Origin of the sequence: Marinobacter sp. MDS2 (assembly GCF_030718085.1) — a bacterium.
Taxonomy (GTDB): Bacteria; Pseudomonadota; Gammaproteobacteria; order Pseudomonadales; family Oleiphilaceae; genus Marinobacter.
Map to the genome: position 1 here is coordinate 1,036,441 of NZ_JAVAJF010000001.1, position 12,409 is coordinate 1,048,849.

At 54.0% G+C, this 12,409-nt stretch carries 15 protein-coding genes; 7 read left to right on the plus strand and 8 right to left on the minus strand.

Annotation, left to right across the window (positions count from 1 at the left end; genetic code table 11):
- The first annotated feature begins 97 nt into the window (after nucleotides 1–97).
- Nucleotides 98–376, plus strand: coding sequence for a peptidylprolyl isomerase (locus Q9245_RS04870; protein ID WP_133004771.1), 279 nt, complete (start codon nucleotides 98–100; stop codon nucleotides 374–376).
- A gap of 45 nt (nucleotides 377–421) precedes the next feature.
- Here Q9245_RS04870 and Q9245_RS04875 read toward each other — a convergent pair whose 3' ends face one another.
- Together Q9245_RS04875 and Q9245_RS04880 are read right to left on the minus strand one after the other, a co-directional pair.
- On the minus strand, nucleotides 422–1,252 hold the full coding sequence (locus Q9245_RS04875; RefSeq protein WP_305896095.1) for a DUF2059 domain-containing protein: 831 nt from the start codon (nucleotides 1,250–1,252) through the stop codon (nucleotides 422–424).
- A gap of 163 nt (nucleotides 1,253–1,415) precedes the next feature.
- Nucleotides 1,416–2,315, minus strand: coding sequence for a LysR family transcriptional regulator (locus Q9245_RS04880; protein ID WP_305896096.1), 900 nt, complete (start codon nucleotides 2,313–2,315; stop codon nucleotides 1,416–1,418).
- A 118-nt stretch (nucleotides 2,316–2,433) separates the two neighbouring features.
- Here Q9245_RS04880 and Q9245_RS04885 point away from each other — a divergent pair, with 118 nt between their 5' ends.
- On the plus strand, nucleotides 2,434–2,628 hold the full coding sequence (locus Q9245_RS04885) for a hypothetical protein (RefSeq protein WP_305896097.1): 195 nt from the start codon (nucleotides 2,434–2,436) through the stop codon (nucleotides 2,626–2,628).
- 70 nt (nucleotides 2,629–2,698) lie between these two features.
- On the opposite strand, the gene Q9245_RS04890 is transcribed toward Q9245_RS04885, so the two are convergent.
- Together Q9245_RS04890 and Q9245_RS04895 are read right to left on the minus strand one after the other, a co-directional pair.
- Nucleotides 2,699–4,381, minus strand: coding sequence for an AMP-binding protein (locus Q9245_RS04890; protein WP_305896098.1), 1,683 nt, complete (start codon nucleotides 4,379–4,381; stop codon nucleotides 2,699–2,701).
- Between the two features lie 288 nt (nucleotides 4,382–4,669).
- On the minus strand, nucleotides 4,670–5,449 hold the full coding sequence (locus tag Q9245_RS04895) for a TSUP family transporter (protein ID WP_305896099.1): 780 nt from the start codon (nucleotides 5,447–5,449) through the stop codon (nucleotides 4,670–4,672).
- A gap of 64 nt (nucleotides 5,450–5,513) precedes the next feature.
- Here Q9245_RS04895 and Q9245_RS04900 point away from each other — a divergent pair, with 64 nt between their 5' ends.
- From Q9245_RS04900 to Q9245_RS04910, 3 genes are all read left to right on the plus strand, one after another.
- Nucleotides 5,514–7,199 carry a murein L,D-transpeptidase gene (locus Q9245_RS04900; RefSeq protein ID WP_305896100.1) on the plus strand — a complete coding sequence of 562 codons (1,686 nt, stop codon included), beginning with the start codon at nucleotides 5,514–5,516 and terminating at the stop codon, nucleotides 7,197–7,199.
- Nucleotides 7,196–7,648: a hypothetical protein gene (locus tag Q9245_RS04905; protein ID WP_305896101.1), complete on the plus strand. Its 453-nt coding sequence runs from the start codon at nucleotides 7,196–7,198 to the stop codon at nucleotides 7,646–7,648. Before Q9245_RS04900 ends, Q9245_RS04905 begins: the two co-directional genes overlap by 4 nt.
- A gap of 105 nt (nucleotides 7,649–7,753) precedes the next feature.
- A complete protein-coding gene (locus Q9245_RS04910; protein ID WP_114334266.1) occupies nucleotides 7,754–7,930 on the plus strand; it encodes a DUF1328 domain-containing protein in 177 nt (58 codons plus the stop codon).
- Between the two features lie 58 nt (nucleotides 7,931–7,988).
- Here the strand turns inward: Q9245_RS04910 and Q9245_RS04915 are convergent, their stop codons facing one another.
- Nucleotides 7,989–8,228 (minus strand): TIGR02647 family protein, encoded by a 240-nt coding sequence (locus Q9245_RS04915; RefSeq protein WP_305896102.1) that lies wholly within the window; start codon nucleotides 8,226–8,228, stop codon nucleotides 7,989–7,991.
- Between the two features lie 158 nt (nucleotides 8,229–8,386).
- Here Q9245_RS04915 and Q9245_RS04920 point away from each other — a divergent pair, with 158 nt between their 5' ends.
- Both Q9245_RS04920 and Q9245_RS04925 read left to right on the plus strand, forming a co-directional pair.
- Nucleotides 8,387–9,100: a lytic transglycosylase domain-containing protein gene (locus Q9245_RS04920; protein ID WP_371824787.1), complete on the plus strand. Its 714-nt coding sequence runs from the start codon at nucleotides 8,387–8,389 to the stop codon at nucleotides 9,098–9,100.
- Nucleotides 9,100–9,867, plus strand: a complete 768-nt coding sequence (locus Q9245_RS04925; RefSeq protein WP_305896104.1) for a spermidine synthase — start codon at nucleotides 9,100–9,102, stop codon at nucleotides 9,865–9,867. The genes Q9245_RS04920 and Q9245_RS04925 overlap by 1 nt, the downstream gene beginning before the upstream one ends.
- Before the next feature lie 43 nt (nucleotides 9,868–9,910).
- Here Q9245_RS04925 and yeiP read toward each other — a convergent pair whose 3' ends face one another.
- From yeiP to Q9245_RS04940, 3 genes are all read right to left on the minus strand, one after another.
- Nucleotides 9,911–10,477, minus strand: coding sequence for an elongation factor P-like protein YeiP (gene yeiP / locus Q9245_RS04930; RefSeq protein WP_199006242.1), 567 nt, complete (start codon nucleotides 10,475–10,477; stop codon nucleotides 9,911–9,913).
- 72 nt (nucleotides 10,478–10,549) lie between these two features.
- Complete coding sequence (locus tag Q9245_RS04935; protein WP_114334269.1) at nucleotides 10,550–11,047, minus strand: acyl-CoA thioesterase; 498 nt, start codon at nucleotides 11,045–11,047, stop codon at nucleotides 10,550–10,552.
- Between the two features lie 575 nt (nucleotides 11,048–11,622).
- Entirely contained in the window at nucleotides 11,623–12,321 is a 699-nt protein-coding gene (locus tag Q9245_RS04940) for a crotonase/enoyl-CoA hydratase family protein (RefSeq protein ID WP_305896105.1), read from the minus strand.
- Nucleotides 12,322–12,409 lie beyond the last annotated feature (88 nt).

Here is a 12,409-nt window from a genome sequence, read left to right on the forward strand (position 1 = left end):
AGAAGAAACACGCATAAAAACCACTTGCCTCGGGCAGGCGGTACGGGCAGCATTCACCTTCTGAACATCCCATCCATCCGACAACAGGATATTGATCATGGCACAAGCAACTGCACGCCACATTCTGGTAGACAGCGAAGCAAAATGTGAAGAACTGAAGAAAGCCATCGAAGGCGGTCAGGATTTCGCGGAAGTTGCCAAGCAGCACTCTTCCTGCCCATCAGGCCGCAACGGCGGCGATCTGGGTTCTTTCGGCCCGGGCCAGATGGTTCCCGAGTTTGACAAGGCTGTATTCAGCGGCGAAGTGAACACCGTTCTTGGCCCAATCCAGACTCAGTTCGGCTACCACCTTCTGGAAGTGACTTCCCGCAGCTGATAGCTGTTGGCCTGCCCGTGTGAACATCACACCGGCAGGCTGCCCTCACTGAGCGTTTTCTTTCCCGAGATTCCTGAACCTTGCCAGTTGGTTGCCAATATTCTCAATCGGCTCCGTCACGGCCTGCTGAACACTCTCTGCCACCACCCTGGTGAACTGCTGACCGGCATCACTTTCCAGAAACTCCAGATACAACTCCATCTCTTTCGGAGTGATTTTTTGGTAGGTGTATAAATAGCTGTCGTAAACTTGTTTGCCCACAACAGCTTGCAATGCTGGGCGCTGTGCCTCTAATTGCTGGCGCGTTGCTTCCGGGTCCGCTGGCTCACCCCGCACCGCGGCCAGCGCTGAAGATAAACCCATCTGGAGCGCAATAGCGGTATCGACGGCACTTTCGGAGGCACGGGCAGCGCGATCAAAGCGATCGAAGCGTGCTTCCCGGTCGGTGCCCTTGTTGAGCTTGTTCAACTCCGGTGCTTTCTTGCGAATTTGCGGCCAGATAGCCGGAGCCGAGGCGGCGACTTCAGCCCGTGCGATTTTTTTCGCCACCGGCTTCTGGTACCACTCGTGCACCTTCGCCAGCTGTTCATCGCTTAAAGATGCATCGAGGTTCGAGGCGATTTTCCGTTTGATCTCTTCGGGGCGAAAGCTGTTCTGCACCACATACGCAATGGTGTCCGCCACCATCGGTGGCACCTGTGCTTGTTGTTTAAGACCATCCCGTATGCCCTGCCCCATCATCGCCGGATACTGCACAACGATGTCGTCCACGGGCGAAGCTTCCAGCACCTGCTGGGCGCTTGGTGCGGCTTGTACCAGACTGCTCACCAGCAGCCCGGCCACTAAAAGAGGTTTCATCAAGGTGTTCAATGTCATGTCACTCTTATCCGGTTACGGGAACAGCGATGTTTATGACATGCAGGCCGCCCCTTCAGCAAGCTTCCAATGCTGCTGAAGATGACGGTTTGGTAGGAATGTTTCTGTACCGGTGGAAAAATCCTTGGGATATCCGGTACAAACACGTTAATGCCTACGGAGCTCAGAGCGTGTTGCTGAATTCGATGGCCGGGCCCAAGGCTTTGAGCCGCTCTACCAGAAACTCCATCACAATCCGGACCCGAGCCATTTGCTGCGTGTCGTGGTTGACGTGCAGCCAAAGATCGATGCTTTCCCCGTCCAGCGGATCCGAAAGACGCCGCAACTCCTTCGCCGCTTCTCCTAGGTAACACGGCAAAACCGCCAAGCCAGCCCCAGCCCGCGCCAAAGCGTGCATAGACTGCAGACTGTTGCAGCGGATCACCGTGGGTACGTTCTTGAGGTGCTTTCGGTACCACTTGCCGGTCGCCAAATGGCTAAAAGACTCGTCCGGAATCAACCAGGTACAGGCCTCCGGATGGTTCTCAATGTCCATTTTCCGATTTCGTCGGCAGTAGTTTGTCGAGCCGTAAACGGCGGAATCGATTGCCGCAATACGCTCACCTTCCAGGGTGGCCTGCGGCTTATTCTCCGGGCGCAAGGTTAGATCAGCCTCCCGGTGACTCAGGTTTGCCACATCGTTGTCGGTCAGAACCTCCAGCTCAATGTCCGGGTACTCCCGCACCAGCGCCGCCAATACCGGGCTGAGCAATTCATACATCACCGCATCTTCCGCAGCGATTCTGACTTTGCCAACCGGCGCACCATCTTGGCCAACCAGTTTCCGCTCCAGGTTTTCCATGTCCACCGCGAGCCTTTCGGCCTCTCGATAGGCCATTTCCCCCGTCGCTGTAAGCTGTAATCCATCGCGATTACGATCAAAAAATTGCACACCCAACGACTCTTCCATCTGATCAAGTCGTCTTAAAACAGTAGTTTGGTGCACTCCCAGCATTTCACCCGCTTTTGCGAAGGTTCCAGCTATTGCCAGAGCCCGTATATATCGAAGATAATCCCAGTCCATAGTCACTGCACATTTGCAACATGAGTACGAAGTTTAACGTATTCAAACTGCAAATAAGAACCTCTAGAATAATTTAAAACCTAACAAACCAAGCCACCCTAGAAAGGAGGAAGGCATCATGATTCATCAGCGTAACGTGAGCGTTCGCCCACAGCCATCCGGCGTCCTCCACAATGGCGTGGAGATGCGCAGCGAGTATACCCGCGCGGCAGTCAAACAGGGACTGGCATTTTTGAGCCGCAAGCTGCGTAAAGCGAATCGCGAAGCCGTAGCAGCGGTGCAAGATCTGCCTCAGGCACAAGGCGGCGTGTAAACACCCGCTTCGACGCCACAAAAAAACCGACATGAAATACATGTCGGTTTTTTTGTGGCTCACCGATAAGTCAGAACTCCCAAACCACCCTTCGGTTTTGCGCAAACCAGGTATCCATCTTCTGGTGGTAAAACTCTTCGATGACATTGCGTTTGATCTTCATGGTGGGCGTTAACATGCCGTTTTCCATGCTCCAGGGTTCTTTCACCACCACCAGGAACGCCACCTTTTCATGGGATTCACACTCAGCGTTCACCGAATCCAGCTCTTGCGCCAGCTCCTGTTCCAAATCGGTGCGGTCCATGCCGGAATCGAGCGCTGCACGCGCCTCCTCCGATAACAGCAACATCAAGCACGGCTGGGGTTGGTTGGCACCTGCCACGCAGACGACTTCCGCCATAGGGTGGTTGAAGCGATTTTCAATCGGCACCGGCACCACATATTTGCCTTTGGAGGTTTTAAACAGGTCTTTCACACGTCCGGTAATACGCAGGTATCCTTGCTCGTCGATCTCCCCCATGTCACCGGTTTTCAGGAAGCCATCGCGGGTCACGTCTTCTTTTGTTTTCTCGTCGTTCTTGTAATAACCGAGCATCTGTCCGGGGCTTCTAACCTCAATCTCGCCGCCCTCGCCGATCCTTTGTTCCACCCCGGGATTCGCTACACCGACATAACCAACTTTCGCCTGGCCCGGGCGGCTGGCATGGGAGTAACCAAAGTTCTCCGACATGCCATAAACTTCCAGCAACTCAAGCCCCAGATTCCGATACCAGTTAATGATGTCCGCAGACAAAGGTGCGGCACCTGTCAGGGCTACCCGGCAGTGATCCAGCCCCAATTGTCTGAGAACCTTTTTTTTCACCAGGCTGCCCAGAACGGGAATTTTAAACAAGACTTTCTGTTTCTTGGGTGGAAGCTTGGCGTTTACACCCAGGTAAAATTTCATCCACAAGCGGGGCACCGAGAAAAACAGTGTGGGCCGAGCCCGCTGCAGATCTTCTTGGAAGGTTTCGAGCGAATTTGCGAAATAAAGGTGGAAACCGTAATACAGCGATTGCGTTTCTACGGCGGCTCTTTCGGCAACGTGGGCCAGCGGCAGGTAGGACAGCATTCGATCAGTGGGCGACACCTGAAATAGCTGCTGCAGTCCATCCGCCACGGAAATCATGGTTCGAAAGCTGTGCATCACACCCTTGGGGCGACCGGTACTGCCCGATGTATATACGATCGTGGCCAGATCATCCGGGGCTGGCAATCGCGGTTTGGCCGGAGCGTGCTCTGCCACTATATCAAGCCACATCGGGGTGTCGTCACGGGGCGCAAGGGGCAAAGAAACAATAGGCAAATCCTGCGGAATATGATGTTTGATATCGTTCCAGCCATCCGCAGTGCCATCCAGCTTGCCCAAGAACAGCATTTGCGCATCACTATGCTCCAACACATAGGCAGCGGTATCACCATTAAGCGTGGGGTACAAAGGCACACTCACATACCCTGCTGACCAGATGGCCAGGTCCGCCAAAACCCAATGAGCGCTGTTTTTTCCCAAAATTGCAATCTTGCTTCGCTCGGGAAGCTCCAGGCTGGTCAGATACGCCACCATGCGACAAACCTGATCCGCCGCCTGAGCCCAGGTGATGTCCTCCACGCGACCATCCGGGAAGGGCTGGGTCAGGTATACGTTATCCGGGGTTTTCTCGGCCCAATAAAACAAACAATGGGCTGACGTCAGTTTCTGAGGATCTACAGTCATATGAAGTCCTTGTTGTTGTTTTTTTGACGACTCGGAAGTACTCGCCTTTTACCAACTCCATACTAGACGACTATTTAAATAATGGGACGTGACATTCCTCAAGATTGGTCTAAATTGAGGATGACCGCGTAATGATTAGCCATACCGAAGGAGGTTGCGATGATCAGACCGGCACGTTCTGTAATGATTGTTCCCGCCTGGAGCCTGATTCTGCTGGGTTCCTGCGCATTCTTTTACACCGCCTACGCAGGCATGCTCGGTTCCTGAGCCGGCAAGCCTTAGAAACGGCTAGAGCCACACAGTAACCAGTCCAATACTGCTTACTGTCAGCAGGATTGTGCCGAGCACCCGGTAGAACAGTGACGTTTCCGCGTGCAGCATTCGGTCGTGTACATACAACCCAATCACATGACCAACAGCCGCCGCAGGCAGTAGCCAGATGTGGTGAATCAACTGTAAATCAACGCCTGCCCACACAAACGCTCCCAGCTTGATCAGCACCAGAATAAACCACAGAGCAAACAAGGTGTCCCGCAGTTTTTCTTTTGGCAGATGCTGGGCCGCTACAGCAATAATCAAAGGTGCGCCAATCAACGAAGTGCCGCTGATATAGCCCCCCAGCATGAGAAACACCGCATCTACCGTTTTGCTGCCGCTGCGAAAGGGCTTATTGACGATGTACGAAACCGAATACAGGCCTACAATAATGAATATGATCGCACTGAGGATGTGGCCCGGCAGGGTGATCAGGCCGAATACGCCTATAAGCTTCGGTACCATCAAAATTGAAAGCATTCGCCCCAGATAGTGCCAATCTACCGTGCCGGATTTAGGCGTATCCTGAGGGCCGGTGCTGCTTTGCCGGTTGTTCATCCAGATAGTTAAAGAGGAGAACACCAGCAAATGGATAGAGATAATCGGCAGGAAAACCAGCGGCTCGTCCAGCACCAACAGCAGGAAAGGCAGCGACAGTACCGCGCCGCCAAACCCTAACCCGGAACGCACAAAGCCGCTCCACACGAAAATCAGCGCAATCAAAATATACTGTACAACCGACAAGTCAGACATAAAGAACCAAAAACTCCAGCAAGCCTGACGGCTCAGTTTGCAAGATATTCAAGAGGAGGACGATGTGCAGGATGCAGAATCGCAGACAAACATTAAAAGCTGCCTACTAATCATAATGCTACTGGCATTCGTGCAAAATGCCCAGAGCGACGATGGTATTATCAACCGTCTGGAGATTCTACAATCGGACCATTCCGACTCGATACAAGGCACACCACTGCATGCACAAGACGCCTTGGCCCGGTTTTACGAAAACCGCCACTACCAACCCGCCTGGTCGTCACCGATTGCGCGATACGAACTCGTTCAGGCCATTGATAGGGTAGCCCACGACGGATTGAACCCGGCTGATTACCACCAAGACGCCTTACACGACATTGTCCACAGCTCATCGGATGACGCTGACCGGACATTATCCACAGAACTGGATCTGATCTTTACCGACGCGTTCCTGTTGCTGGCCGCACACCTTCGTGATGGCAAAGTGAATTCGCAAACCCTTCAGGCGCAATGGGCGGTCCATCAGCGACAAGAGCCTCTGTTCTTGGCGCTTGAGCAGGCCTTGCAGGACGAAACTGTCTTCCAGACACTGCAGTCTTTCAAACCGCCGGCTCCGGCTTATCAGAAACTAAGCAATTACCGATACCAGCTCTCGGGCTTGCTCGGCCGCCCCTGGCCCCTGCACGATCCTGGCCCCACGATTCACCCGGGCGACAGCGACCCCCGCATCCCCGCGATCCGTCAGCAGCTTCAATTGTTGGGAAATCTCCCACCAGCCGATCACGACAGCCATTACAGCGCCACCAACACACCCGAAAGCCAACGCTATGCAGGCTCCCTGATTGAAGCCATTCCGGCCTTTCAGGCCCGCCACGGTCTGGAGCCGGATGGCCTTATCGGCCGAAAAACGCTGCAAGCGCTGAACACCCTTCCCATTGAACGCATCCGCCAGATCGATGCCAATCTGGAGCGATGGCGCTGGTTACCGGATTCTTTGGGCGACACCTACGTGCTGGTCAATATCGCAGGCTACGACATGGTTTTGGTGGAAGACGGCGAAGAGGTCATGCATCAGCGGGTGATCGTTGGCGATCCTTTCAGGCAGACCCCGGTATTCAGTGATCGCATTCGCTATCTGGTGTTCAACCCGACCTGGACGGTTCCACGAACCCTGATGATCAAGGATCAGCTGCCCAAGTTACAGGCCGACCCGAGCTATCTGTCCCGGATGAACTTCAAGGTTTATAAAGGCTGGGGAGCCAGCCGCGTTGAAGTGGCTCCGGAAGAGATTGACTGGAATACCCTGACGGCCGACCACTTCCCCTATCAACTTATTCAGCAACCCGGGCCCAACAATTCGCTCGGGCAAGTGAAGTTCATGTTCCCGAACAAACATGCAATCTACCTGCACGATACTCCCGGCCAATACCACTTCAGCCGCGAACAGCGGACCATCAGTTCTGGCTGCATCCGGGTTGAACGCCCCTTCGAACTGGCGGAACGGTTACTCACCCGAAACAGCTCCTGGACCAAAGACACCATCCGGCAGGCCCGGCAAGAAAAAGAACCGGTGAAGGCCATTCTGGACCGGTCTGTGCCCGTTCATCTGCAATACTGGACAACCTGGGTCGATAAATCCGGACATTTGCAGATACGAAAAGATGTGTACGGGCGGGACCGTCGATTGGTTGATGCGCTAAGATCTGATTTCAAAGGAAATCTGCAACTAACCCCCAGGAGCCACCGATGATTCGAACGTTAGCCCCCTTGCTGGTTGCTGTGTCGCTCACCGCCTGCCAGAGCCTCCCAGGCGTAGACCCGGACATTGGGGAAAACACGGTACTCCTGAGCGCACAACACTGCCTGGAAGAGCCCGTGGGCGATAACAACCGCATTCATTACGGCCCGTGCCTGAAAATCACCGAGATCAACGGCAGCAAACCGCAGGTTCGGAGCGACGGGTTCATTGCCCTGCCCACAGGCCAGCCAGCCACCCTTGAAACGGCGTGCGTCTATCGTCTGGCCGATGGCCGCCCTATTCCCGCTACTGTGGAAACCGCTACCTTCGCTGTTCGGCCAGACACTTTTCCCCGTGGCGGCCGACGCTGGTACCTGCACGCGCACAAGCAAGCTCGCGGCGTGATCGGTTGCTCCCCCACCTTGGCACCGTCCGTGTACCCGCTTGAATCAACAGACTGAAACCTGACAGCACTATGACCATCGCTTAACCTGCCGCGCTCTCAATTGCGGTATCGCCAATGTTGTGCCACGTTTACTAGGCATTGCAAAAAAGGAGGAAAACAAATGCTCTACTGGGCTTTAGTGTGTCTCGTTGTTGCGATCATTGCGGGGGTACTGGGTTTTGGCGGCATAGCCGGAACAGCTGCAGGCTTCGCTAAAATTCTGTTTTTTATCTTTCTGGTACTGCTCGTTGTCTCTGTACTGGTGAACGTACTCAAAGGTAAGGGCCCCAAGGTCTAGGGCATTCACCTGCTTTGAACGTGGCCCTGACCAAACAGGGCCACGCCCGCTCACTCATTCATTCACTGGCCAGCATCGTTTGCAGTTTCTGAGTCAGTTCCACCGCCTCACACCCCATGGGCGTTAAATAACCGCCGTCTTCCTGCGAAATCAGCCCCTTCGAGAACAATGACGCAGCCGCGCGAACGGTTTCGGGAGCCGCCTGGCTGGCGTGTACCTTGATGCCCTCCTGCGTGGAGGTGGAAGGAAACTGCAACAACAGATTCAATTCGGCAAGATGAACCGGCGAGAAAGGCATAAGAAACTCCTTGTTAGGTATCTTCCTTGCAGCATAGCGGAAATAATCCCTGCCGAGCGAAATTTCTCACAAACAAACAAAAAGCCTACACTTCAAGGTACATCTCCGTTGGCAATAACGGTACATTGAGACCTTCGATTCTGCATTCCGGTCATGAGATGAAGTTAAGCCGTACATCGCCCCCACCTTCAGTTATCGCACTTGCAGCCCTTATGCTTTGGGCCGCGAGCTCGAGCGTTCCAGCCGACACCATTAAACGGGTTGTCCACCCTGACGGGCGTGTAGAGTTCACCAACGTTAAAAGCAAAAGCCAGCCGCGGCCCTCCACGAAAAGTGAAACGGTTTACCGCTACAAAGACCAGCACGGGGTTGTCGCCTACAGCAGCCAACGACCGGCCAGTTCAGATTTCGATGTAATCAGTTTTCATTGCTACGCCTGCGACCCGAACTCGACCGTGGACTGGCGTAAGACCCCGCTGTTTCTTCGTCCGTTCAAGAACGAAATCACGGCCGCCGCCCATGAATTCGGCGTAGACCCGGCACTGGTGCGCGCCGTGATTCATGCCGAATCCGCTTTTAATCCACAGGCAATCTCCCCCGTGGGTGCTCAAGGCTTGATGCAACTGATGCCGGGAACAGCAAAAGAATTGGGCGTGATCAATCCCATGAAAGCATCGGAAAACATTCGGGGCGGCGTGAATTACCTGTCTCAGATGCTGGCCCGCTTCAAGGGTGACACCCGCCTTGCCACTGCCGCCTACAACGCGGGCCCCGGCGCGGTCGGGCGCTACAAGGGCATTCCGCCCTACGCTGAAACCAAAGCCTACGTTGAACGAGTGGGCATTCTGCATAAACGCTACGCAGCCAACTGATGAGCCATCCAGCAAACACCGCCGCCATTGCCGGCGACATTGTTCATGTAGACCGCGATAAGTACGGCAACATTCTGGTGATCGACGACCGCAAACACCGGATACTCAGTTTTGATTCGGTGTTTGAACAAAGCAAAATAGTGCGCGCAGCGCCCAATGTGCCAGTGCATGAATACAACCGCGCCATGCTCTTGCCCGTCGCCTTTCACGAGCCTCAGCAGGTCACGGTTCTGGGCTTAGGCGGCGGCGTACTCGCCCACGGTTTGCACAAGCTCCTGCCCCAAAGTGATATCCAGGTCTTCGAGCTGCGGGAGAAGGTGGAACAGATTGCCCGCAAATGGTTTGCCTTGCCCAGCAGCGACCGGCTGCAGGTGACCATTCAAGATGCCCGGCTGGCTGTGGATAACCTGCCAGAGGCCAGCACAGAGATGATCCTGACCGATCTTTACAGTGCCGACAAGATGAGCCCGGCCCAGGGGCAAAGACGCTTCATCAAGGCGTGTAGCCGCGCTCTTACAAATTCAGGCTGGCTCGCGCTGAACTACCACAAAATGCCGGAAGCCAATGGCAACCTGGTACGAGAGCTTCGACGACAGTTTCCACTACTGCTGGTGTTCCGAAGCAAAACCAACAATTGGGTGATTTACGGCAGCAAGCAGGGCTTCAGCAACGTTAATATTGAAGCATCCCGGTGTGCCGAACTGGAAAAACGTTTACCGGTAGGGTGGGCAAAACTGAGGAAAAAGCTGGAAGTAATGGAACTGTAGAAAGGGGCCGCTTGCCCCTCTCTACCATCGTCAGAAACCGATATCAGGCCCGGCTCAGAAACTTGCGCTCTTCCACATTGACCTTGATACGGTCACCTGTGGAAATGTGCTCAGGCACCTGCACAACCAGCCCGGTGGTCAGATGAGCAGGCTTGGTGCGAGCGGTCGCTGAACCGCCCTTCACAGAGGGATCGGTTTCTTCAATCGTCAGCTCAACCGTTGGCGGCAAATCCAAAGCCACCGGGGTATCGCTCACCAGAATGGCCATCACACCCTGAGTTTCCTCAGTGATGAACAGCAGCTCGTCTTCAATCGCACTCTTGTTCAGCATGTACTGAGTGAAGTCTTCGTTGTCCATAAAGACATACTCATCGCCGTCTGAGTAGGAAAACATAACCGGGCGACGAACCAAGTCAGCCAGGTTCAACATGTCTGAATCTTTGAAGGTTTCGTCTACCTTCTGGCCAGTGACCACATCGTACAACCGCATGCGGTAAAGGCTGCCACCGGCACGGCCCTGGGGCACCGAACGCTCGATGTCTTTTACGAAAAACGCACGTCCATCAAACTCAACCGCCTGGTTCTTTTTAATCTCACTCGCTTTTGGCATGTCACCTATTCCAATATAAGTTGATCACCGTGGCCGTGATATACCACGACTGGGCTAAATATGCGACTTTACTCAGCTATTCGCCTTGGTCAGTTGCTCACGTGTTTGCAGGCGCCCGGCCCTTCGTATTTCAGCGTTGGCATAACGCCGGCGCTGTTCGCTCGTTTCGGGAATCACCTCCGGGACATCCACCGGCTTACCCTCTTCGTCTACGGCCACAAAGGTAAAAAACGCGGACAGGATGTGCCGAACATCGCCGGTGTAGCTGTTTTCCGCTTCTACCCGCGCACCAATCTCCATAGAAGAGCCCCAGCTGCGGTTCAGGGTCAAACTGAACAGCAGGGTATCTTTCCCTCTTGCCGGTGCACGAAAGTGGATAGAATCGACCGCAGCGGTCACACACACGTGCGCCGAATGCCGCTCAGCCACAACCAACGCCAAGCGGTCGCACTTGGCCATGATCATGCCCCCGAACACCGTGTCGTGTGAGTTCATATCGTTGGGGAACACTTTATACACATGCTTCTCAATGGCGGAAGCCGAAACGGGCTTGGCCGGTTTTTCAGACATAAATAGAGTTTCCTTCTGTTAATTACTCACAAATACTGTGGACAACCGTGTTAGCAAGGTAAGGACATATAGGCTACAACCGCTCTACGAGCGGGTTTTGGAGCTTTGTCGGTAATTTAACCAAGGTAGAGATTAACACATAAAAATCCACGAAAACGGGATCTCCTTGAAGTAATGCACAGCCATTGATTATGTCCCGCCCACCTTGGGGATAACCCTAACCAGTTACGCACAAATTCTGTGGACAACTGTGTTAGCAAGGTAAGGACATATAGGCTAAAACCGCTCTAGGAGCGGGCTTGCGGATTTTGTAGGTAATTTAACCAGGCAGGGGACCTGGGCATTAAAATACCGAATCACCCGTTTTTTACACCCAAAAGCAAGCAAAATCGGGCATTTTTTCAAGATCGCTGGGGATAAAGAAAAGCAGTTACCCACAAACTCTGTGGAAAACTGTGTTAGCAAGGTCAGGACATGCGGCTGGAAGGCTTGGTATTACTGGGTTTGGGAATTATGACGGTAATTTGACCAAGGGTGCGTCAGGCGGCCGCTGTCGCAACGGCCGCCCAAACACATCACCCCATCAAATCAGACTTGGTTGCGTCTTGCTCGATGGCACGGTCCAGTGTGGCCAGGTACTCAGCCTTCACTTTGAGCTTGGTCTGCTTGTGGGCGCGCATGTTCAGCTGCTTGTACTGTGCGGCAACGGCTTTTGCACGCTCCATCAGCTGCTCAGGAGCCACCACTTCATCCAGAATACCGGCAGCGGTCGCGCTTTCGGGATTGAAGATTTCGGCATTCACGACAGAGCGATAGAAATACGGCGCAGGCATACGGTGACGAGCGATTTCAATACCGGCATGGTGCATGGTCATGCCAATGGCGACTTCGTTCAGGCCCAGTTTGAAGTTACCTTCAACGCCAATACGGTAATCGACTGACAACAGCACAAACACGCCTTTAGCAATCGCGTGGCCACCACAAGCGGCAATCACCGGCGTCGGGAAGGCGGCCAGGCGACGAGTCAACGTTGAGCCCACTTTCACCAGAGCCATGGCGGCCTCTATGCCTTTCTGCATTTCTTTCAGGTCGTACCCGCCGGAGAACATGCCCGGTTGCCCCGTCAGGATGACAATTGCCTTGTCTTCTTCAGCACGGTCGAGTGCCGAGTTCAGCGCTGTAAACACATCATGGCTCAGCGCATTGGCTTTGCCGTTGTTCAGGGTAATTGTGGCAATCCCTTCGTTCAGTTCGTAAGTTACGAGATCGGTCACCGCGGTATCCTCATCCAATTCATTTTATAAAGTGAGCGTTTGTTAACTGTATAGGTTGCGCCGATTTTCGGCAACGCCGTCAAACGCC